The 17,510-nt window shown below is 70.4% G+C and carries 33 protein-coding genes; 1 reads left to right on the top strand and 32 read right to left on the bottom strand.

The features are described 5' to 3' along the window. Positions 1–45: 45 nt before the first annotated feature. Positions 46–777, top strand: coding sequence for a Ku protein (locus ABZ883_RS04800; protein ID WP_360901669.1), 732 nt, complete (start codon positions 46–48; stop codon positions 775–777). Here ABZ883_RS04800 and ABZ883_RS04795 read toward each other — a convergent pair. From ABZ883_RS04795 to ABZ883_RS04640, 32 genes are all read right to left on the bottom strand, one after another. Continuing rightward, positions 774–1,238: a hypothetical protein gene (locus tag ABZ883_RS04795; protein ID WP_360901457.1), complete on the bottom strand. Its 465-nt coding sequence runs from the start codon at positions 1,236–1,238 to the stop codon at positions 774–776. The genes ABZ883_RS04800 and ABZ883_RS04795 overlap by 4 nt on opposite strands. Continuing rightward, entirely contained in the window at positions 1,235–2,440 is a 1,206-nt protein-coding gene (locus ABZ883_RS04790) for an XRE family transcriptional regulator (RefSeq protein ID WP_360901454.1), read from the bottom strand. The genes ABZ883_RS04795 and ABZ883_RS04790 overlap by 4 nt, the downstream gene beginning before the upstream one ends. Next, complete coding sequence (locus tag ABZ883_RS04785; RefSeq protein WP_360901451.1) at positions 2,400–3,086, bottom strand: hypothetical protein; 687 nt, start codon at positions 3,084–3,086, stop codon at positions 2,400–2,402. The genes ABZ883_RS04790 and ABZ883_RS04785 overlap by 41 nt, the downstream gene beginning before the upstream one ends. 201 nt (positions 3,087–3,287) lie before the next feature. Next, complete coding sequence (locus ABZ883_RS04780; protein WP_360901448.1) at positions 3,288–3,686, bottom strand: hypothetical protein; 399 nt, start codon at positions 3,684–3,686, stop codon at positions 3,288–3,290. Then, positions 3,683–4,024, bottom strand: a complete 342-nt coding sequence (locus ABZ883_RS04775; RefSeq protein ID WP_360901445.1) for a PadR family transcriptional regulator — start codon at positions 4,022–4,024, stop codon at positions 3,683–3,685. Before ABZ883_RS04775 ends, ABZ883_RS04780 begins: the two co-directional genes overlap by 4 nt. Beyond that, the gene (locus ABZ883_RS04770) at positions 4,006–4,461 is read right to left on the bottom strand and encodes a hypothetical protein (protein ID WP_360901442.1); all 456 of its coding nucleotides are present in this window, start codon (positions 4,459–4,461) and stop codon (positions 4,006–4,008) included. Before ABZ883_RS04770 ends, ABZ883_RS04775 begins: the two co-directional genes overlap by 19 nt. Continuing rightward, a complete protein-coding gene (locus tag ABZ883_RS04765) occupies positions 4,458–4,739 on the bottom strand; it encodes a hypothetical protein (RefSeq protein WP_360901440.1) in 282 nt (93 codons plus the stop codon). The genes ABZ883_RS04770 and ABZ883_RS04765 overlap by 4 nt, the downstream gene beginning before the upstream one ends. Continuing rightward, entirely contained in the window at positions 4,736–4,885 is a 150-nt protein-coding gene (locus tag ABZ883_RS04760) for a hypothetical protein (protein WP_360901437.1), read from the bottom strand. Before ABZ883_RS04760 ends, ABZ883_RS04765 begins: the two co-directional genes overlap by 4 nt. Next, positions 4,878–6,197 carry a hypothetical protein gene (locus ABZ883_RS04755; protein WP_360901434.1) on the bottom strand — a complete coding sequence of 440 codons (1,320 nt, stop codon included), beginning with the start codon at positions 6,195–6,197 and terminating at the stop codon, positions 4,878–4,880. The genes ABZ883_RS04760 and ABZ883_RS04755 overlap by 8 nt, the downstream gene beginning before the upstream one ends. Then, entirely contained in the window at positions 6,194–6,574 is a 381-nt protein-coding gene (locus tag ABZ883_RS04750) for a hypothetical protein (protein ID WP_360901431.1), read from the bottom strand. The genes ABZ883_RS04755 and ABZ883_RS04750 overlap by 4 nt, the downstream gene beginning before the upstream one ends. Positions 6,575–6,587: 13 nt before the next feature. Next, entirely contained in the window at positions 6,588–6,743 is a 156-nt protein-coding gene (locus ABZ883_RS04745; protein ID WP_360901428.1) for a hypothetical protein, read from the bottom strand. A 21-nt stretch (positions 6,744–6,764) separates the two neighbouring features. Next, the gene (locus ABZ883_RS04740) at positions 6,765–7,058 is read right to left on the bottom strand and encodes a hypothetical protein (RefSeq protein WP_360901425.1); all 294 of its coding nucleotides are present in this window, start codon (positions 7,056–7,058) and stop codon (positions 6,765–6,767) included. A gap of 5 nt (positions 7,059–7,063) precedes the next feature. Next, a complete protein-coding gene (locus ABZ883_RS04735; protein WP_360901422.1) occupies positions 7,064–7,645 on the bottom strand; it encodes a hypothetical protein in 582 nt (193 codons plus the stop codon). Beyond that, positions 7,638–7,967, bottom strand: a complete 330-nt coding sequence (locus ABZ883_RS04730) for a hypothetical protein (protein WP_360901419.1) — start codon at positions 7,965–7,967, stop codon at positions 7,638–7,640. The genes ABZ883_RS04735 and ABZ883_RS04730 overlap by 8 nt, the downstream gene beginning before the upstream one ends. Beyond that, complete coding sequence (locus ABZ883_RS04725; protein ID WP_360901416.1) at positions 7,964–8,122, bottom strand: hypothetical protein; 159 nt, start codon at positions 8,120–8,122, stop codon at positions 7,964–7,966. Before ABZ883_RS04725 ends, ABZ883_RS04730 begins: the two co-directional genes overlap by 4 nt. 33 nt (positions 8,123–8,155) lie before the next feature. Continuing rightward, positions 8,156–8,782 carry a hypothetical protein gene (locus tag ABZ883_RS04720; RefSeq protein WP_360901413.1) on the bottom strand — a complete coding sequence of 209 codons (627 nt, stop codon included), beginning with the start codon at positions 8,780–8,782 and terminating at the stop codon, positions 8,156–8,158. Then, a complete protein-coding gene (locus tag ABZ883_RS04715; RefSeq protein ID WP_360901410.1) occupies positions 8,782–9,357 on the bottom strand; it encodes a hypothetical protein in 576 nt (191 codons plus the stop codon). Before ABZ883_RS04715 ends, ABZ883_RS04720 begins: the two co-directional genes overlap by 1 nt. Before the next feature lie 15 nt (positions 9,358–9,372). Further along, the gene (locus ABZ883_RS04710) at positions 9,373–9,531 is read right to left on the bottom strand and encodes a hypothetical protein (protein ID WP_360901407.1); all 159 of its coding nucleotides are present in this window, start codon (positions 9,529–9,531) and stop codon (positions 9,373–9,375) included. Positions 9,532–9,577: 46 nt separating this feature from the next. Then, positions 9,578–10,084, bottom strand: a complete 507-nt coding sequence (locus tag ABZ883_RS04705; RefSeq protein WP_360901404.1) for a hypothetical protein — start codon at positions 10,082–10,084, stop codon at positions 9,578–9,580. Continuing rightward, positions 10,081–10,269 carry a hypothetical protein gene (locus ABZ883_RS04700; RefSeq protein WP_360901401.1) on the bottom strand — a complete coding sequence of 63 codons (189 nt, stop codon included), beginning with the start codon at positions 10,267–10,269 and terminating at the stop codon, positions 10,081–10,083. Before ABZ883_RS04700 ends, ABZ883_RS04705 begins: the two co-directional genes overlap by 4 nt. Then, positions 10,269–10,637 carry a hypothetical protein gene (locus ABZ883_RS04695; RefSeq protein WP_360901398.1) on the bottom strand — a complete coding sequence of 123 codons (369 nt, stop codon included), beginning with the start codon at positions 10,635–10,637 and terminating at the stop codon, positions 10,269–10,271. The genes ABZ883_RS04700 and ABZ883_RS04695 overlap by 1 nt, the downstream gene beginning before the upstream one ends. Next, positions 10,630–10,812: a helix-turn-helix domain-containing protein gene (locus ABZ883_RS04690; RefSeq protein WP_360901395.1), complete on the bottom strand. Its 183-nt coding sequence runs from the start codon at positions 10,810–10,812 to the stop codon at positions 10,630–10,632. Before ABZ883_RS04690 ends, ABZ883_RS04695 begins: the two co-directional genes overlap by 8 nt. A 258-nt stretch (positions 10,813–11,070) precedes the next feature. Further along, positions 11,071–11,412, bottom strand: a complete 342-nt coding sequence (locus tag ABZ883_RS04685; RefSeq protein WP_360901392.1) for a hypothetical protein — start codon at positions 11,410–11,412, stop codon at positions 11,071–11,073. Then, on the bottom strand, positions 11,405–12,325 hold the full coding sequence (locus tag ABZ883_RS04680; protein ID WP_360901389.1) for a hypothetical protein: 921 nt from the start codon (positions 12,323–12,325) through the stop codon (positions 11,405–11,407). The genes ABZ883_RS04685 and ABZ883_RS04680 overlap by 8 nt, the downstream gene beginning before the upstream one ends. 198 nt (positions 12,326–12,523) lie before the next feature. Continuing rightward, the gene (locus ABZ883_RS04675) at positions 12,524–12,898 is read right to left on the bottom strand and encodes a hypothetical protein (RefSeq protein ID WP_360901386.1); all 375 of its coding nucleotides are present in this window, start codon (positions 12,896–12,898) and stop codon (positions 12,524–12,526) included. Beyond that, a complete protein-coding gene (locus ABZ883_RS04670) occupies positions 12,895–13,467 on the bottom strand; it encodes a hypothetical protein (RefSeq protein ID WP_360901383.1) in 573 nt (190 codons plus the stop codon). Before ABZ883_RS04670 ends, ABZ883_RS04675 begins: the two co-directional genes overlap by 4 nt. After that, positions 13,467–13,805: a hypothetical protein gene (locus tag ABZ883_RS04665; RefSeq protein ID WP_360901380.1), complete on the bottom strand. Its 339-nt coding sequence runs from the start codon at positions 13,803–13,805 to the stop codon at positions 13,467–13,469. The genes ABZ883_RS04670 and ABZ883_RS04665 overlap by 1 nt, the downstream gene beginning before the upstream one ends. Next, positions 13,802–14,146, bottom strand: a complete 345-nt coding sequence (locus tag ABZ883_RS04660; RefSeq protein WP_360901377.1) for a hypothetical protein — start codon at positions 14,144–14,146, stop codon at positions 13,802–13,804. The genes ABZ883_RS04665 and ABZ883_RS04660 overlap by 4 nt, the downstream gene beginning before the upstream one ends. Continuing rightward, positions 14,143–15,312 (bottom strand): hypothetical protein, encoded by a 1,170-nt coding sequence (locus ABZ883_RS04655; RefSeq protein ID WP_360901374.1) that lies wholly within the window; start codon positions 15,310–15,312, stop codon positions 14,143–14,145. The genes ABZ883_RS04660 and ABZ883_RS04655 overlap by 4 nt, the downstream gene beginning before the upstream one ends. Next, complete coding sequence (locus ABZ883_RS04650) at positions 15,309–16,376, bottom strand: hypothetical protein (protein WP_360901371.1); 1,068 nt, start codon at positions 16,374–16,376, stop codon at positions 15,309–15,311. Before ABZ883_RS04650 ends, ABZ883_RS04655 begins: the two co-directional genes overlap by 4 nt. Beyond that, a complete protein-coding gene (locus tag ABZ883_RS04645; RefSeq protein ID WP_360901369.1) occupies positions 16,373–17,182 on the bottom strand; it encodes a hypothetical protein in 810 nt (269 codons plus the stop codon). Before ABZ883_RS04645 ends, ABZ883_RS04650 begins: the two co-directional genes overlap by 4 nt. 69 nt (positions 17,183–17,251) lie before the next feature. Further along, positions 17,252–17,500, bottom strand: coding sequence for a hypothetical protein (locus ABZ883_RS04640; protein WP_360901366.1), 249 nt, complete (start codon positions 17,498–17,500; stop codon positions 17,252–17,254). Positions 17,501–17,510: the final 10 nt, after the last annotated feature.

The following is a 17,510-nucleotide window of genomic DNA, read 5'->3' as shown; positions in this document are numbered from 1 at the left end:
CCCGGGTTGCATGGTGTGCGTATGCGCGCGATCTAGAGCGGCTACATCAGCTTCGGCCTGGTCACGGTGCCTGTGCAGCTATTCGCCGCGACCGAGGAGCACGGGGCGGGCTTCCACCAGGTCCACGCGGCCGACGGGTCCAGGATCAAGCATCGGCGGTTCTGCGCGAGCGAGGACGTGGAGGTGTCGCAGTCGGAGATCGCGCGTGGGTGGGAGCGGCCGGACGGCCGGACCGTGGTGATCCTCGACGAGGACCTGGCCGCCCTTCCGCTGCCGACGAAGCGGACCGTCGACGTGCTCGGTTTCGTCGACCAGACGGACGTCGACCCGGTGCTCTACGCGAAGCCGTACTGGGTCGGGGCGGCCGGTGAGCAGGGGCAGCGGCCGTACGCGCTGCTCGTCGAGGCCCTCGCGCGGCACGGCACGGTCGCCGTGGCGAAGGTGACGCTGCGGACCAGGGAGCGCCTGGCGGTGCTGCGGCCGCGGCACGGGATGCTCGTGCTTCACACGCTGCTCTGGCCGGAGGAGATCCGGGAGCCGGACGACCTGTCGAGCTCGGCCCCGGTGACGGAGCGGGAGCTCGAGCTCGAGCTCCTCATGGACTCGCTGGCGGGCGTCGAGATCGCGGAGTTGCACGACGAGTACGCCGCGGCGCTGGAGCAGCTGGTGGTCGCGAAAATGAGCGGCGGCGGGGTGGAGGAGCCGGCCGAGCCGGTGCCAGCCGTGGACTTGATGGCCGCGTTAGAGGCCAGCATCCGGGCAGCGCGGCACGATTAGCCGTGACGGCTCCTGCGGCGCAGTTCCTCTATTTCAGCCTTAGCGGATTCCAACTGCCCTCTGAGGTCATTATTCAACCGCCTTAGCTCCTCCAGTTCGACAGCAAAATTTGCTTGCTGCTCCAGTAGATACGAGCATGCATCGACAGGCGCAGATGAGAAACAGTGGCGGCCATCGCTATGCGTCTGGCCACGCTGTTGAGCCCTAAGCTTTACGATCTTGAGCGCGAGGTCCTGCTGTCGCCGCAGGTAATTTGCAGAGACACCTGCGGCTCGAGCAACCGATGCGAACGTAACTGCATCCCCGGAATCCACGATCTCTTGCAGGCCGGTTTCTGCGCGCTGGCGAGCGGATTTTGCCTTCTTGGCTGATGCGTTGAGAAGGGCAGCGGTCTTCCGTTCGCTGCCCGTCCCGCTCTTCCGAATCGTGTACGCCTGCGGCACTTCAGCGCGATCGGTCATCGCGCACGGAAGCGGTCAGAGAGTCGCACTACCGGGGCAAGGTCCGCGGCCTCAGGCTCTTCAGCGGCCGTCACTTCACGAGCCCAAGCAGTAACTTGGCCTTCCAGCAGTTTCTGCAGGTAATCGCCGCGCCAGGAAAAGACCTGGCCTTCAATGGCTTCTAGAGTCGCCGAGCGACCAAAAGCCGCCTCTGCGACTTTCGCAACAAGCTTGGGGCGTTCCACTTCACGGTCTCTCCAGCCCGGCTCACGCACTCTGAGTCGTTCACCAGTTGCCTGGTCGCGCCGATTAGACATCTGCTTATACAGGCTGGTCCGTTGCGCGGCACCTAGAAGGCCGTTCCGGAATCCATGCTCAATTAGCGATGCCAACGACATTCCGTAAATCCGCTTTAGCGGCATGAGAGCCATCAGAGTAACTGCGTGCGGCCACTCGCGTTTGAGGACTTCATGCGGCAGCAAGAATTCTGCGGCAAATTCGTAGGCTTCTCGTTCCAAGTCTCCTTCGCGGCGCATCTGGTGCATAGCCAGATGTCCCAGCTCATGCGCCACCGACATGCGTGTCCTCTCCCAAGAGTCCGTCGCTCGCACGCCTACGAGTGGACGATCCAACATGGGGCCAATCCACGTGGAGAACGCATCATGGTTACGCGCATGCAGGTCTGTGTCGAAATGCAGCGTTGCGACGTACACGCCCCCGCGCTCGAGGGTGCGGATCAGGTGAGGAACAGGCTCCTCGGCGTCGACGCCCAGCACTCTGCGAGTCTCTTGGGCGGCCTCCGGTGGGGACATCGCCGCCGGAATACGCGGAACTCGCATGTATGGCAGCCGCAGCTTGGGTTCCGCAGCGTGCACGAGGTCCCCGACGAGCCGAGCCCATGACACGAGCTGGTCCTCTTCTGACCTGGAAAGGTTCTTCTTCGCTCTGAACAGGAGACTGCCGCGCTGGACGGGAGTGACGGGTGCCGAGGTCAAAAACTCGAGCGGGAACTCCAAGGCGGAGGCCAGCTGCCGGCCGCGTGTTAGTTCCACAGCGGTCGAGTCAGCGTGCTCCAGCTTGGAGTACCAGGACTGCGAGACCCCGGCACGCTGCGCGACGTCGCCTGACTTCAGACGTTGGATCAGGCGTGCGTCGCGCAAGCGCTCACCGAAGACCTCGACTTCAGCGGAGTCCCCCCACAGCGGAATCGCCTTCGTCGTCATCACGGCCGTCCTCGCTGCGGTCGCCGGAGAGCTGCTGCTCCGACTGAGCTTCCTCTTCCTCGTCCCAGACTCCAACGACCCCAGCGAGGTCGTCGTCGTCGTTGGCGGCCCCAATCGGCACCGAATGGCGGAAGGGATCGTCGACAGACCCGACCGCGGGTGCCGCGATGGGGATTTCCTCCAGCATGGGGCACTTGATCCCCCATCGCTGCATTGACTCCACACGTGTCAAGGACAACGAGCGCAGAGTGCCGAGGTTCTCGTCCCAGTCCCACATGACAACGATCGACCCGGCAGGACCACGCAGCGTTGCCTCGTCGAAGAGGAAGGGGTCGACCAGCTCCGCAGTAGGTGGCCTCATCCTCAGGCGTGGCCTGACTTCGGAGCCAGTGAGCCCGACCCGCACCCACTCGTCTCCGGCCCCGATCAGGCGAAGGCGCGACCTTCGGACGGCCAGGGAGCTGGAAGCAAAGCCAAGAAGCTCCGTCCGGGCAAGGGCCGACATCGCCGGCCCGTTCGGAGCCTTGACCGCCGAGGCCGTCATGGCGGAGACCTTCTGCACGGAGGCGTCGAGCATCCCATGCAGCAACGTGAACTCGCGCCTGTAGACGTCGGCGAGCCTTCGCAGGAGGAGGGGTGATCCCATGAGGAAAATTTATACCCCTGTTTTCACCCCGCGTCCATCGTGATCGCGGACGAATTTGATCAGGCATCATGTATCGATGTTAGCATGCAACTAACGTTCTGACCTGGACTTTTGCATGTCCATCAGGTCTCATTGCCGAGCAAGAGAGTGACGCAGGACTCTCGCACAACGGCCCAACCGCCCCTTCCGCGGGGGTCCACCTCACCGATGCTGCGGCCGTTGAGACAGCAGCCAAGCGGGGGCGCTGTAAGTGTCCGCAGTACGAGGGATGGGCTGCCGGCCGGAGCAGCCACAGGGGCCGAACTGCCACTCCCAGGCGGGGCCGTAGAGCTTGACCTCCTGGCCGCCGTACCGGTCGACGTGGATGTGCCGCTCCGGGCCGGTGTGGTTCGCGGTCCAGCGCGCGACAGGGCCGCTGCAGACGGGGCAGCGGCCGTGGAAGCGGAGCCGGATGAGGGCGAGGGGGTGGAGGTCCGGCGGGCGGAGGTAGTAGCCGGGGACGAACGGCACATGCGGGCCGGAGTGGTCGCGCTCGAGGCCGCAATACTCGTCGCCGACCACGAACCAGCAGTCGGCGAAGTAGGGCTCGGTCATGGTCATCGGCAGTCCTCGACGTCGTTGACCGCGGTGCCCCGCCGGCGGGCCTCGATCTGGGCGAGGAGGCGCGTCACCTCGGCCGCGGCCTGGGGGGTGAGGCGGTAGTAGATCCGGGGCAGGCGGCCGAATCCCTGGCGTTCGTCGCGCTCCTCGGGGCGGGAGGTGAGCCAGCCGGCGTGGGCCATGCGGCGCAGGACGAGGTAAGTGGTGCTGTGCCCGTAGCCGGTCGCCTTGGCGGCCTGCAGACCGAAGAACTCGGCGCCCTCCTGCTCCACGATCCAGCCTGCGATGTCCTCCACCGTGTCGGTCCACAGCATCGGGTTCAGCAGTCCGGTTGGCATCGGCGCTCCTTGACCTCTCGGAAGGGTTCGGCCGGTGCGGGTGCGCCGGTCTGTGCGGCCCACCAGCCGGCGCAGACCATCGCGCCGACCGGGAGGTCCTTCTCGGCGCCGGCGGGCCGGTACGTGGCGACGGGCCGGTATTCGCCGTCGAAGCCGGTGCGGAGGCCCTGGTGGCAGTAGAACGGGCCGTCGTCGACCGGGCCGGGGGCGAGGCCTTCGAGCTCGGGTGAGCCGGGGCGGAATGCGCAGTCGATGCAGGCCCGGGGCATGACGCCCGGCGGCCGCGGCGCGGGGGTGACCTCCTCGGCCTCCCAGCCGGAGATGTCGTTGGTGAGGCCGGCGCCCGCGCAGTGGAGGCAGCGGCCTTGGTCAGGGCCCATGTCGCCCTCTTCGCACCAGGGGCAGACGTAGCGGTAGATAACGAGCCGGGCGGTCATGGCTGGTCTCCGGGATCGGTGATGGGCGGCGGGGCGAGGTATAGGGGTGGGCGCGGCGTCGGGTAGTTGCGCAGCAGCTTGAGCGCGGCAGCGTTGATGGTGGCGCGGTGGCCGGAGCAGCCGGGGCAGTAGTCGTTGCCGTCCGGGTGGCAGCGCCAGCCGGCGGCCTCGGCCTCTGCTCGGGCGCCGTCGATCGTGACGGCGTCGGTGAAGTGCTGCGCGGCGCAGGTGCTGTACGTCGAGGTCTGGTTGCAGTGCAGGGTGATGCGGGCGCTCATGGCTGCGGCGCCGCGTTGGGGCTCGGGGACGGTACGGCGGTGGTGTGGGCGCGGTAGGCGTCGAGGCCTGCGAGGGCCATGAGCGCCAGGACGGCGGCGAGGCCGAGGGCGGCGGTGATGAGGCCGGCGAGGATCGCTCTAAGCACGGGGCTGCTCCTCGGTGGCAGGGGTCAGCGCTGTCTCGTCGAGGAGCGAGAGGACGACGGTCGGCGCCACGGCGACGCGGTGACCGTGGCGCTCGAGGAACTCCCGGACCCGGGTCACGGTGGCGCGGTCGGCGCGCGCCTGGGCGGCGTCGAGGATCGCGGCGCGGCGGTCCCGCTCCCCGTCGGGCGTGGGCGACGAGGGGCCGAGGAGGTCGGCGGCCTGGAGCAGCGCGGCGCCGTACGTTCTCGCCTGGTCTGCGGTGAGCCGGTTGCGGTCGTAGCAGTTCACGTCGCGCCGGTTGAGATGCCGCAGCAGGGTGATCGGCGCCGGGTTCTCGCAGTCGGCTTCGAAGCCCCAGCCGTTGGCTGCCAGCGCCGCGGGGGCGCCGAGAGGGTCGATGGCGCGTTCCATGTCCTGAGCTGACATGGCCTGCTCTGCGGTCGTGCCCGGCTGGTGCTCGTCGTCCGCCGCGGTGATCGGCGTTCGGGTGCTCTCGCAGAAGGCCATGGGGAGGCTGCCGGGGGTGAGGTCGTGCGGCATGGCGCAGTGGGGGCAGCGCGGCCGGGACCAGGCGCAGGTGTACGGCGGCTTGTGAATCCAGGCGCCGTCGGCGGCCTGTCGCAGGTGCTGACCGCAGGCGCAGGAGAGTTCGTCGGGCGCGGCTTGGTGCCAACGAATCGCGGCGTCGACTACGCCGGCGGTGACGAACGTGCCGGGCGGGGGCGTGACCGCCTCCAGTGCCTCGCTCTGTTCCGCGGTGAGGGGAGTTCCCGCGGTCGGGATGACGGTGGGGTCCGGGCTGCGCTCGAGCCATTCCCTGCCTGCCCGGTCTCGGTGGACCGGGCCGTCGTGCTGGTGGCGGAGGGTGCAGGGCCCGAAGTAGCCGCTGCCGATGCCGCCGGTACCTTCCCAGGACGCGTCGCATGTGCCGGGCTGGGCGGTGCGAGGGCGGGCTGGGCTGCCGACGAGGGTGCTGCGGAGGTCTCGGGCGCTAGTCCGTACGAGGGGGTCGGGGGCGTCGTCCCAGACGTCGGCCAGGTGGTGAGCGCGCTCGATGGCGCCCTCGGCCTGCTCGATGCGGCAGGCGTAGCACCAGTCGGCGCATGGCTGGAGCGTCGTGGAGCCGTCGGGCTCGAGGACGGAGAACTGCATGTGGACCGTGGGCATGCGCTCGACGAGGGCCTGGAGCTGGGCGAGGTCGGCTCGTTTCTGGGCTGCGATGGCAGCGAGGTCGAGCGCGTCGAACTCGGCCAGGAGCTGCTTGGCCGCCGGGGGGAGCGCGTCGTAGCGGTTCGGGGCGGGGGCGGTCATCGGGGCTCCATGGCGGTCTGCAGGGCTTCGTTGATCTCGTCGGCCTGGTCCTGCTTCGCGCCGAGGAGCTGTGCTGTGGTGTAGCCGGTGCTTTGCAGCGGGGTGCCGCGGCGGGGGCGTACGGGCTCGTAGTCCAGCGCGAACTCGGCGGCCGGGACGATGGTCCATTCGCCGGTCATGCTGCGGACGATCCAGTCGTTGGGCTGGGCGACTTGCGTGCCGATCTGGAGCGTGGTGGTCGGGCCGCTGCCGGAGGGGTGGTGGAAGTCGACGTCTGTGGCGAGGAGGGTGCCGACGACGGTGCCGGCGGCGGCGAGGTCGCCGGGGATCCACTGCCAGGCGTCGACAGGGCGGGGCTTGAGGCGGTAGAGGCCCATGGTGCTGCTCCGTTCAGTCGTCGAGGAAGATCACGGTTGCGGTGCCGAGCCAGGTGAGGACGGCGGCGATGGCTCCGATCCCGGCTCCGAGGGCTGCGCTGCCGGTCGCGATCGCGGTGAGGGTTCCGGAGAGGGCGCCGAGGATGAGCCCGGCGATGAAGATCGGCATGGCGTCGGTCCGTTCTGCGGGTCAGCTGGGGGCGGTGGCCTCGTAGGTCGCTGCGAAGAGGGTGGCGTCCAGTACCCAGAGGGCGCCTTGGGCGTTGCGCAGGATCCAGTCGCCGACGTCGGCCCAGCAGGGGGCGTCGGGGGTGGGGATCTCGATGCGGCGCTTGGCGTGGTCGGGGCCTGCTTCGATGCCGATGATGGTGGTGCCGCGGCTGGCGTCGACGAGGCGCATGACGGCGACCACGCTGGCGGGGCTGCCGTCGAAGTGGACGGCGTCGACCTCGCCGGGCTTGGCGCGGTACCGGTTCGGGGGCACGTCGTTCATTGGCCGGCCCCGGTGGGGGTGATGTCTGTGGGCTGGATTTCGGTTGCGCGGCGGTGGACGCGGACCCAGGCGAGGACCTCATGGTCGGCGGGGATTTCCGGCGGGCGGGGGTCGAGGGCCGGGGTTCCGGAGAGGACCCAGGGGTCGAGGGGGCGACTCACGACGACGGCGTCGATGCGGTCGTATCCGCCGTGGGCCGGGTACAGGGGAAGAGAGATCCGGCCGGTTTTGACGCCGAAGAAGGTGTTGCTCTGCGGGGCGGTGACGGTCCCGACGGGGGGCCAGTCGCTGGGGTCGCTGAGCAGGCGGATCGTTGAGCACGGCGTGGGTTCACCGTCGTGGGCGCACTGCATTGCCGTGGTGTTGGCTTCGACGCTTTCGCTGTAGTGGAGGCTGCGGGCGCGTTCGATGGCGGCGAGGGCGTCGTCGCGTTCCTGGATGACGTTGTCGATGCGTTTGACGACGGCGGTGGCCCACTGGTGGCCGAGGACGAGGGTCTTCCCGGTCGGGTCGGTGATGTCGGTGGCGGCGAGGTGGCGGGCGATCTCGTCGGCGTCACCGGACAGGGGCTCAGGCATGGGGGTCCGTTCGGGTGTGCTGGGCGAGTTGTTCTTCGAGTTCGGCGACCAGGCGGCGGAGTCCGTCGGTGGCGCGGGCGGATTGGCCGCAGGTCTCGCAGACGTCGGTGCGCCGGGTCGGTTCTTCGGGCGGGAGGGTGCGCAGGAGACGGCGGTGCCGGGTGGCCGCGCGGTCGACAATCGTCTTGGTGGCGTGCTCGGCGACGTTGTGGTGGCCGCCGTTGGAGATGGCGTCCGGACAGCGGTTGTCGCAGCAGCCGGCGAACCACAGCTGGGTCGGCTGCTGCAGGACGACGTAGACGCCATCTCCGTCGCTGCTCATTGGGCGTTCTGGATGCCGGCGATGAGCATGGCTTTGACGAGTTCGAGGGCCTCGGGCTTGGTGAAGCCCGCATGCAGGTAGGCGGTGTAGGCCTCGTGGGCGGTGACCGCGGCCCCTTCGAGCTCTGTCATGGGCGGGGGGATGTCGTCGGACATGTCGGCTCCGTAGTGGGGGGTGAGCGGTGGAGGTCAGGCGGGCCAGGCGAGGTTCAGGCCGAGGGCGTGGCGCGGGCCGCCGTACGCCACGTTCGCTTCGGTGGTGCGCTGGATCTGGAAGTCGATCGGCAGGCCGGTGCGCATCCGGCCGAGTTCGCTGATCGCCGCGCACAACAGGGACCAGCGGGCGTCGGCGTGGTCGGGCTTGAGGTGGCCGGGGAAGAGGGCGTCGAACTCCTTGTCGGGGAGGATCAAGCGGACGTCGACGTCGCGCCACTCCTTGCCGCGGGCGGCGGAGCCGACGAGGTACGGCATGTAGCCGAAGGAGTCGTTGATCTCGCGGCCGAAGGCGTGGAGGTGGAGGGTCGCGGGCATGCCGACGCCAGCGGTGCTCGGCTGCGGCTCGGGCGCAGCAGCGACGGCAGCCGGGCAGACGGCGGCGGGGTGGGACTGGCGGATCGACCTGCCGGCGCGGAAGTCGTGCTGGGGGCATGTCGGGTCGATGGCGCTGGTGAGGACCAGGCCGCAGGGCGCCTGCGGGCAAGGGCACAGGTCTTCGGCCTGGTGGCCGGCCCAGGAGCGCCCGATGTGTGCGGGCTCGGCTGCCGCGACCGCGGCCTCGTCGACGAGGAAGGCGTCCGTACGCCGGGTGCGGTTCATCAGGCGAAGTCCCTGCCCTTGATCTTGGCCATGCGGCCGTCGGGGTGGTGGAAGACGAGGCCCTCGACGCCGGCGCGGTGCCAGTTGAGGACTGCGGTGCGGATGCCTTCGAAGGTGCGGTCGCCGGCGGCGAGGGGGACTGCGCTGGCGTGGGCGATGAGCCAGTGCCGGTCCTGCTGCTCCGGATTGCCGTTGATCTTTGGGCCGATGAGTTCGTACGTGCCGGCGGCCCAGGGTTCGTCCCGGCCGTGGACCTCGGGCTTGGCCGCGTTGGCCAGTGCCTGGGCGTGGAACGCGGCGAACGGGGACTGTCCGATCGGCTCCCAGCCGACGGACTTGCCGGTCACCTCGTCGTGCTGGACCAAGACGTAGTCGGGCGGGGTCTTCTTGTCGGGTTTGACCTCACGGCGTGCCCACCAGCGGCCTTCGTCGTCGTGCATGACGCAGGTGCCGTCGTACTTGTGGGTCGGGGTGCCCTCGCCTGCGAGGACCCATTCACAGCCGGGCGTGACCTCGCGTGTGACGTGACGGCGATCGTCGGGGTCACGGACGAACAGGGTCGGGATTTTCTGCATGGCGGGGTCTCCCGGTCAGGGGTTGGGGGTTGGGTCGGTCCAGCCGAAGGGGCTGTCACCGCCATCGGTGTCGACGCGGGAGGCGAGTGCGCGCTGCTCCTGTGCGGTGAGTCGGCGGTAGTGGGACAGGGGGCGCGGTCGACGCACGGGCGGGATCTGCAGGTACTGCGCCATGAATCGACGAAACGCCTGGAATTCAGGGTCCTGGCCGGGAGGCTGGTCAGGCATCGTCACTGCCCTCCCCCGCGGTACAGATCAGCTGCAGGTGAACGAACTCGTCATCGCGCGACAGCGTGGTCGCATCGGCCGTGAGCTCGGTGAGGGCCTGAAGGCCGGGGATGTGGAGCTCCGCGATCGGGACACGGGGGCCTACGCAGAACCAGTCGTTGTGGGAGACGGTGCCGGTGACGCGCAGCTCGGCGTCGGAGGTGACGAGCGACCAGCTGCGGAGGCGGACGGTGGGGCCGCCGCCGAATCGGATGGTGATCTCGCTCTGTTCCCCGAGGATGGCGAGCGCCACGTCGAGGCCGGCGGCCTGGAACGGGGAGACCGGCGCCTGCTCGTGCCACTTCGCGGCGTAGCGGGAACAGACGACGAGCCACTCCGCGATCGTTTCCGCGATGGCGAAGGGGATGGTGCCGCCGGGGACTGCGGGGTCGTGTCCTTCGGGACAGGAGCGCAGCTCGGCGGCGGCTGCTCGCATGGCGTCGGCGGCCGTGCGGGTCATGCGTCGGTCTCCTTCGGTACGGTGGGGTCGGCTCCTTCGCCGAGCCTGGACAGCACCTGGGGGCCCTCGCCAGCAAGCGAGGGCCCCTGCTGCTGCTCCTGGCGGTCGGCGAGGTAGGCCTTGAACTCCGCGACGGCAGCAAGGTCCTGGTCGGTGAGCCGGGTGCCCGGTCGACGGCAGGGCATCAGCGGGCCTTGAGGAGCAGGCCGGCGACAGCGATCGCGTGGCGGGCGTCCTCGGGGAGCGCCGCGTCCTCGCGGAGGTCGATGCCGGTCCAGCTCTCCAGCCAGGCCAGGACGCCGCGGCCGACGCCGGGGTGCATCAGGCAGATGTACTGGGCGATGTCCGGCGGGTGGCTCGGGTCTGTGTGCGTGTTGGCGACGACGTAGGGCACGCCGATGTTGCTGATCGTCTGCGGGTAGGGGCGCTGGTCCTCGTTGACGATGCGCCAGGGGCCGCGGCAGTCGTCGAGTGCATCGAGGCGGCCGCGGAGCTTCTCGATGGCCTGCCTGAGCAGTTCCCGCGGCGGCAGGTCATCTGGGTTGTCAGCCATGGTTGTTGCCTCCGCGGGAGCGGAACTTGACCTGGGCCTCGCTCAGGAGGCGGTGGGCGGCGCCGTACGAGCAGCCGAGTTCGGCCGCGACGCTACGGACGGAGGCGCCAGCGTTGTACAGCCCGGCGGCGCGCTGCCGGGCGCCGGCACGGTCGGTGAACTGGGCCTTGGCCATGGGTGATGCTCCTTTGCAGGTGGGCAGGTCCGTACGGGGTACGCCACGCTGGGCGGTCCCGGGGGCGTGGTGAGGGCTCGCAGGGGCAGGCGCGGAGCGCGGCGAGGGACTTGCGGAGGCGGCGGGAGAGTTCGGCGAAGGCCTCGCTCATGCGCTTCATGGCCTCGGTGAATCCCGTGACGGCTGGCGCCGCGGGGTTCGGGGCGAGGGCCTGGTGGATGCGGTCGGCGGCCGTGGCTGCGGAGGGCGTGGGGTCGATCACCAGCGGGCTCCGATGCGGGCGCCGTACCAGCGGGCCGAGGTGGTGCAGATCCGGTGGCCGGTGGACAACGTGACCTGCCAGCACTCGCGCTGGTCGATGACCTTGCGGGTCGTGAACTGGCCGGTGGAGACCGGCTTGCACTTCCTCTTGCCGGTCGTGCGGTCGGTGGAGCAGAGCGTCATCGGCCGGTCGACGCGGACGGTGTGGGACCGCTCGAGGAGGTGGTCCAGGGCGGTGATGCGGCCGTGCGCGACCGGTGCTGGGTCGTGGGCGTGGACAGTGGTGCACGCGGCGGTGAGGGCGAGGAGGGCGGTGGTGAGGAAGCGGGCGCTACGCACGGTGGAGTCCTGTGGTGCTGGTGGTGGGCGGGTTGAGGGTGAGGACACCGCTACCGATGGCGGTGGCCCCGGCTTCGGTCACGGGGGGCGTGGTCGCCTGCGCCCAGCCGGGGCGGGCATCCCGTACGAGCACGTGATCGCCGATCAGCCGTCGCACGCGATCCTGGCGCTGCTCCGCGCTGAGAGGGGCGACGTGGACAGACGGGTCGTCGGGCAGCACCCAGCGGACGTCGACCAGGTACGGCATGTCGTCCTCGGTGACGAAGAAGTGCAGCCGCTCGCCGAGGACCGTGGCGACCAGGAGGTACCAGTCAGTGGCCCACGGGGGCTGGCAGATCACGGAGTCCCGGAGCGGGAGGCTGGCGCAGAGGAGGCCGAGGAGTTCGGCGCGCTCGGTGCGCAGGTCCTGGGCGGGCGTGACGTCCGGCTCAGCGTTGTCGTCCACCGGGGCCGGGGCGGTGGCCTGCGGCGGAACCGGCGGCTGGACGACCGCGGCGCCGCCTGGTGCGAGTTCGCCCACCATGTCGCGGACAGACTGCATGGCGAGGTTCCAGCCGTGGACCTGCTCGGCCGGCCACTCGCTGCGCTGTGGCTCGGTGAGGAAGCTGGTGGCGCGGAGGACGGCGTCGCGGAGGTCGCCCGCGGTGGTGTCGCGGGGGTCGGGCACCGGGACCTGGGCATCCGGACCGAGGGCGGCCAGGAGCTCGTTGAGGAGCTGCGCGGCGTCGCGGTGAAGGTCGCGGGTTCCCCAGCGAACCAGGACGCGGACGATCCGGTCGACGGTGGCCTGGGTCGTGTTGGCGCGGCCGTAGGCGCTCCCCCAGGCGTCCATGGCGAACTTGCGGCTTGCGGCCTGCCATTCGGCGGCGCTGATGGCCGCGGGGGCTTGCCCGAGGGAGGCGGTGTCGGTCATGGGGTGTGGCTCCGTGTCAGGTGAGGGCGGCGGCCAGGAGGCCTACGGCGGCGATGCCAGCGACGACGAGGGCCCAGTTCCACCAGCGCGAGGCGTAGCGACTCGGGGCTGAGGCGGTGGTCGCCGGGAGAAGGAGCTCCCGGCGACCGGCCTCACCCTGATCAACGAAAGAACCGGGTGTCGCGGCTGACCCAGGCGTCACGAGCGCGATGCCTTCCGCGCTTCGGCGGGGACATCGACCATGACGTGCCGCTCCCAGCTGCAGGCGAGGTCGTCGAGGGGCTTGTCGACGCGGACCGTGCCGAGCTGAGTGCCGCATTGGCAGCGGCCGTGGAGCTCGCAGTCGCCGAGTTCGACGATCAGGGCGTGGCCGCCTTCCCAGCTAGCACGCTCGACGTCGTCGTCCGGGGAGGGGCGGACGTCGTAGGCGGGGACGGTGAGTTGTTCGAGCGGTGACCAGGCGACGTGCGGGTTGGGGCCGATGGGCAGGTAGATGCCCGCGTTGCGGGCTGCGTTGATGGCGGCGGCGATGAGGTCGATGTCCCGGGGCGTGGGCGTGATGCTGTGCTTCATGTGGTCTCCGATGTGGTGGTGCGGCGCGCCTTGGGGCAGGCGGCGCAGTAGGGGGTGCCGTCGGGCCAGAAGGCCCGGTGCACGGATTGGTCGTGCTGGCGGGGGCGGCAGGTGGCCGGCAGTGGCCCGCCGCCGCTGATGAAGTGGAGTTGCTCGCGCAGGCGCAGGCGGCCGGGCTGGTCCTGGACGTGATCGGGTGCAACGCACTGGTGGAAGTCGCACTCGCCGATGACCTGGCCTTCGGGCTTGCGTCCGTACTTGATCTCGAAGGCGACGGCGGCCGCGGTGTACGTGTCTGGCCAGTACCGGAGGAGGGGGGTGCCGGTCTTGCTGTTCCGTTCCCCTGTCCAGTCCAGGTGGCCGCCGTCGACCGGGCGTGTGCGCTGCTCCCACTTCTGCTGGAGCGTGAGCGGCTGATGGGGCACGTCCGGGATGCCGAGGTCGCGCCGGATGCTCGTGACGCGGTGCCTGTCGGCGCCCAGGTGGCGGGCGATGGCGCTGCTGCTGAGGGTGTCGCCGGTCTCGCGGAGCAGCTGCTCGATCCGCTCGCGCGGGACGTGACCGGGCATCAGCGGCTGCTCGCGGGGCTGGTGCGGGTCGGCTTCCTCGGGCCGTGGATGGTCTCGGGGAGGCTGCGGACGTCGGCGTAGGCCTGGCCGTATCCGGCGCAGGGGCCGGCGCAGTACCAGCGGCCGGGCTCGCGGGAGCCCTTGACGTGGACGAACACCATGCCGGTGGCGGGGGCGGCGCCTTCGGTGCTGCCGCAGACGTCGACGGTGCACTCCCGCTTGAACGGGCTGGGGGTGGTGAGGCGCTCGAGCGGGGTCGGGCCGACCATGCCCCCGTTCCACGCTTTCCGGGCCGTCATGGCCGTGCTGTGGTCGCTGCTGGGCGTGGCTTTCGTCATGGCGTGATCTCCGGTTCGAGTTCGGGCTTGAGGGCTTTGCGGCCGAGGGCGATGGCGTAACCGCGGGTACCGCGCCGCCATCGCCAGAACTCGGAGTCGTCGCACTCGTACTCGGGCACGCCGCGCAGGGTGGTGCCGACAACGACCAGGTCGGCGAGTTCTGCCTCGGTGACCGTGGCGCGGCCGAAGCCGCCGACGAATCGGCCGGCGTTGCGGCCGGTGGGGACGATCAGGCCGTCCCGGCGGGCGTGCCGGACCAGCAGGCACGGGCGTGCCCGGGTGACGGCACTGGCGTGGATCTGTAGGAGCTCGACGAGTGGCGCGACCGCGCGGGCGCTCATCGGTCGGCGTCCGGGTCGAAGCGGCGCGCCGCGGTGACGGGGTGGACCGTGTACTCGACGGGTTGGACGCGGCCGCGGAGGTGGACGGTGAGGTCCTGGGGGGCGTCGGGGTCGTCCGGGTCGGGGTCGGGCCAGGAGAAGGTGAGCGGGGCGTCGGGGCCGTGGTGCGCGCGGGCTTCGTCCTCGCAGTGCTTCCGGGCTTCAGCCTCGGTGGTGTACCAGCCGAGGGGGGCGATCTCGGTGTTGCACGCGGCGCGGTAGAACGTGACGTCGCTGTCGGGGTCCGGTGGCGCGCAGAGGCCGCCGTGGCCGATGGGGCGGTAGCACGTGAACGGCCATTGGGTACGGGCGAGGTCGGCGCCGCAGAACCGCGGCAGCCCCGCTCCTTCGCTGGTGGCGTCGGCCGTGACGAACTGTGGGCAGCCGCAGGGCTTTTTGCCGGCGGTGCAAATTGCGTTGTGCCAGTTCGCGGCGTGGCCGCACGCTGCGCAGGTCGCGCCGAGCGGCGGGACGGCCGGGCGGGGAGCCGCGGCGCTGCTCGCTGCCGGGGCCTGCGGCATCGTGCTGAGGATCTCCTCGATGCCCTCGCGAAGCGTCATGGGCGCGTCCGGCGTCCACTGGAGCGCGAAGAGGACGGCCATGGCCAGGCAGTCGCGTTCGGCGGCCGGGGCCGCCAACGTCTTCTGTTCAGCGATCTGCGCCCGTAGTTCCTTCTGCTTGTCGCGGCACAGACGCACGCGGCGCTGTTCCCTCGCGACCTGCTCGCGCAGCTTGTCCCGCTCGGCGACCAGGTCCTCGACGCCCTTCTCCGCGACGAGGCGCTGGGCGTCTTGGACCACGAGGTTGAGGGCGTTGTGCGTGTCGAGGAACGCCTTGTGCTCGCGGTCGGCGATCTGCTGGAGGCGCACGGCATCGGTCTCCAGCTCGGCAATTCGGGCTTCCGCGTCCAGTAGGCGGCGGAGGACCGGGGCCATCCGTTCGCCCATGAAGCCGACGAGGTTGAGGCAGTACCAGTCCTCGCGCTGTGAGGTGTGGTCGTGCTCGCGGCGGTCGCGTACGGACTCGGCGATGCGGACGAGGAGGGCGTTCGTCGTGGGCTGGGCGTCGCCGATCAGTGCGGTGATCTGCTGCCGCTGCTCGGGGCTGAGAGGTTCGCTGGCGGTCACGGCTGCTCACCGCCGTCGGGGGTGTCGTCGGGGCAGGTGCCGGGGCGGCAGACGAGGACGCGGATGTTGAGGATTCGGGCGTCGGGGGCTCCGCCGGGTTCGACGTGCACGCCGAGGTAGTGGCCGCGGGCCGACTGCTCGTCGACGGTGACGACGGCGTCCGTGCCCTGGCCCCAGTGCAGCGCCGTCGTTACCGGGTCTGGGCTGGACGCGCTGGGGGCCCCGTTCGCCTTCTCCCAGAGCAGCTCGAGGGCGGCAGCGACGCCGGCGCACCAGCTGTCCCGAGTGGGGTCGTCGGCACGCGAGGAGCGGATCAGGGCGGCGACGGCTTCGATTGCGTCGTGGAGTGCCTCGCTGCGGTGCTGGCGCTTCACCGCGGCGGCCAGAGACTCCCCGCTCTGTTCCCCGGTGTTGACGAACTCGACGTCGGGGTGGAGGTACTGGGCGGCCCAGATCGACCAGTCGTTGGCTTCGCCGAGCGCCATGATCTCAGCGGCCTTGGCGCGGAGGACGTGGGCGACGCGGGCCTGCCGCTCGCGGCCGGCAGGCGAGATCGCTGCGATGGCGCCTGAGCTCGCTGCGGGATGGACGGTGCCGCTGAAGAACTCGTAGGCGCCGCCGTAGGCCCGGGCAGGAACGGGGCCGGTTGCAGCGTGGTGGTAGGCGATGACGGCGCGGTGCAGCGCCTGGACGGCGTCCTGCATCTGGCTGGCCTCGACGGAGACGATCTCGCGGGTCGTGGCGGTGTGCTGGCCGCGGCTGTCGCGGAGGTCGTGGTCGAGAGTGTCGAGACGCTCATACCAGCGTTCGAGGGCGGCGAGATGTAGCTGGACGCGCGCGTCCACGTGAGCGGCGGCGCTCAGGCCGTCCTCGAGCGCCGCGACAGCGACGTCTCGTAGGTCATCAGCGGTCACGGCGCAGGCGTCGCGGGGGCCGGCGACGCCGAACTCGTAGGCCTCGACGATGTGGCGCTGCTCCTTCGGGAGCAGGTCGTACGGGTGGGCGGTCCAGTCAACGGGCCGCGGGGCGTGCTGGGCTTCGCCGGTGGGGGCGGTCGTCGTCATCGGGTGACTCCGGGGATGTCGCGGATGATCGTGGTGACGGTGCGGGCCTGGAGGGCCTGGGCACGGCGGACGCCGTCCATGCCGGCCAGGCGCTCCGCGGCGGTGACCGCGGCCGTCGAGGTGTCGAACGGGGTCTGCACGGTCTGCCACGTCGTGCGGCGGCCGCCGGGCTTCCAGTAGCGGACCAGGAAGCTGCCCTCGTCGCTGACGATGTTCGGGCCGGCCGCGGCGGTGCCGGCGAGCGTGAGCAGGAAGTCGTGCAGCACGCGGTCGTGGCGCGCGTCGGCCAGGGCGTCGTGCTCGCGGTGGGACTGCTCGGGCAGCTCCGGGTCGCCGAGGGAGACCGCGATGGCCTTGAGGTCGGTGAACCACCTGGGGATCACGTCCGGCATCTGGTTCCAGTCGCCACCCCACAGCTGGTGGAGCCGGTTGAGGTCCTGCGCGCCGTAGTACGCGTACAGCTGGGTGTTGCCGGTCGGGATGGCGGGCGCGGCGAAGAAGTCCGCGAGGTCGTCCGCGATGCGCTCCGGGTCGAGGATGCGGCAGGCGTCGGGGTGGTCGAGGTCCCAGGCGATGCCGACGGGTTTGTCCTGGGCGTCGTAGGTGACGCGGATCGGGAGCCACGGCAGGACGTGGGCGATGATGAACGGCCGCTCCAGGAGCGCCTGCAGGTCGGCGGCCGCGTTGATGGCGTAGTAGCTCTCGCCGTGCTGGTCGGTCACGGCGATGGAGATCAGGCCTGTGGTCGTGAGGTTCTTCGGGTCGAACTCGCAGTCGAGGTAGACGCGGCGGTCGGTGAGGGTCATGCGCTGCTCCAGGAGTTGGAAGGGGGGCGGGGCCGCGGAGTCGGCCCGGCCGGAGGATCCGGGGCTTGATCAGCCGCTGTCGCGGCCCGCGGCCTTGACCCACTCCTCGCGGGCCGCCGGGCTGTCGTGGCCGGCGCTCCGCTGGCCGACGACGGGCTGCGTGAGTGCAACCGCGGCAGCGACGGCGAGCGTGGCGTGTACCTGCGCCTCGGCCGCCAGGGCGAGGCCCACAGCAGGGTCGGCTCCGTCGCCGTAGGTGTAGTGGTGCGCACGGCCTGCCAGGCGTTCGGCCTCGCTGTAGTGCTCGGGTCCGGTCATGTCTGTAACT

Source organism: Streptomyces sp. NPDC046977 (genome assembly GCF_040644455.1).
Taxonomy (GTDB): domain Bacteria; phylum Actinomycetota; class Actinomycetes; order Streptomycetales; family Streptomycetaceae; genus Actinacidiphila.
This window is presented reverse-complemented; position numbering and strand designations above follow the sequence as displayed.

Coding starts and splice junctions, on each gene's coding strand:
- ABZ883_RS04745 (WP_360901428.1), bottom strand. CDS start 6,743: ATGCCGATCTTCATCGCCGGGCTCATCCTCGGCGCCCTCTCCGGAACC.
- ABZ883_RS04705 (WP_360901404.1), bottom strand. CDS start 10,084: ATGACCCGCACGGCCGCCGACGCCATGCGAGCAGCCGCCGCCGAGCTG.
- ABZ883_RS04665 (WP_360901380.1), bottom strand. CDS start 13,805: ATGACGAAAGCCACGCCCAGCAGCGACCACAGCACGGCCATGACGGCC.
- ABZ883_RS04720 (WP_360901413.1), bottom strand. CDS start 8,782: ATGAACCGCACCCGGCGTACGGACGCCTTCCTCGTCGACGAGGCCGCG.
- ABZ883_RS04675 (WP_360901386.1), bottom strand. CDS start 12,898: ATGAAGCACAGCATCACGCCCACGCCCCGGGACATCGACCTCATCGCC.
- ABZ883_RS04700 (WP_360901401.1), bottom strand. CDS start 10,269: ATGCCCTGCCGTCGACCGGGCACCCGGCTCACCGACCAGGACCTTGCT.
- ABZ883_RS04790 (WP_360901454.1), bottom strand. CDS start 2,440: ATGACGACGAAGGCGATTCCGCTGTGGGGGGACTCCGCTGAAGTCGAG.
- ABZ883_RS04770 (WP_360901442.1), bottom strand. CDS start 4,461: ATGACCGCCCGGCTCGTTATCTACCGCTACGTCTGCCCCTGGTGCGAA.
- ABZ883_RS04730 (WP_360901419.1), bottom strand. CDS start 7,967: ATGAGCAGCGACGGAGATGGCGTCTACGTCGTCCTGCAGCAGCCGACC.
- ABZ883_RS04645 (WP_360901369.1), bottom strand. CDS start 17,182: ATGACCCTCACCGACCGCCGCGTCTACCTCGACTGCGAGTTCGACCCG.
- ABZ883_RS04750 (WP_360901431.1), bottom strand. CDS start 6,574: ATGGGCCTCTACCGCCTCAAGCCCCGCCCTGTCGACGCCTGGCAGTGG.
- ABZ883_RS04755 (WP_360901434.1), bottom strand. CDS start 6,197: ATGACCGCCCCCGCCCCGAACCGCTACGACGCGCTCCCCCCGGCGGCC.
- ABZ883_RS04670 (WP_360901383.1), bottom strand. CDS start 13,467: ATGCCCGGTCACGTCCCGCGCGAGCGGATCGAGCAGCTGCTCCGCGAG.
- ABZ883_RS04650 (WP_360901371.1), bottom strand. CDS start 16,376: ATGACGACGACCGCCCCCACCGGCGAAGCCCAGCACGCCCCGCGGCCC.
- ABZ883_RS04725 (WP_360901416.1), bottom strand. CDS start 8,122: ATGTCCGACGACATCCCCCCGCCCATGACAGAGCTCGAAGGGGCCGCG.
- ABZ883_RS04710 (WP_360901407.1), bottom strand. CDS start 9,531: ATGGCGCAGTACCTGCAGATCCCGCCCGTGCGTCGACCGCGCCCCCTG.
- ABZ883_RS04695 (WP_360901398.1), bottom strand. CDS start 10,637: ATGGCTGACAACCCAGATGACCTGCCGCCGCGGGAACTGCTCAGGCAG.
- ABZ883_RS04680 (WP_360901389.1), bottom strand. CDS start 12,325: ATGACCGACACCGCCTCCCTCGGGCAAGCCCCCGCGGCCATCAGCGCC.
- ABZ883_RS04780 (WP_360901448.1), bottom strand. CDS start 3,686: ATGACCATGACCGAGCCCTACTTCGCCGACTGCTGGTTCGTGGTCGGC.
- ABZ883_RS04690 (WP_360901395.1), bottom strand. CDS start 10,812: ATGGCCAAGGCCCAGTTCACCGACCGTGCCGGCGCCCGGCAGCGCGCC.
- ABZ883_RS04795 (WP_360901457.1), bottom strand. CDS start 1,238: ATGACCGATCGCGCTGAAGTGCCGCAGGCGTACACGATTCGGAAGAGC.
- ABZ883_RS04775 (WP_360901445.1), bottom strand. CDS start 4,024: ATGCCAACCGGACTGCTGAACCCGATGCTGTGGACCGACACGGTGGAG.
- ABZ883_RS04735 (WP_360901422.1), bottom strand. CDS start 7,645: ATGCCTGAGCCCCTGTCCGGTGACGCCGACGAGATCGCCCGCCACCTC.
- ABZ883_RS04785 (WP_360901451.1), bottom strand. CDS start 3,086: ATGGGATCACCCCTCCTCCTGCGAAGGCTCGCCGACGTCTACAGGCGC.
- ABZ883_RS04660 (WP_360901377.1), bottom strand. CDS start 14,146: ATGAGCGCCCGCGCGGTCGCGCCACTCGTCGAGCTCCTACAGATCCAC.
- ABZ883_RS04715 (WP_360901410.1), bottom strand. CDS start 9,357: ATGCAGAAAATCCCGACCCTGTTCGTCCGTGACCCCGACGATCGCCGT.
- ABZ883_RS04765 (WP_360901440.1), bottom strand. CDS start 4,739: ATGAGCGCCCGCATCACCCTGCACTGCAACCAGACCTCGACGTACAGC.
- ABZ883_RS04640 (WP_360901366.1), bottom strand. CDS start 17,500: ATGACCGGACCCGAGCACTACAGCGAGGCCGAACGCCTGGCAGGCCGT.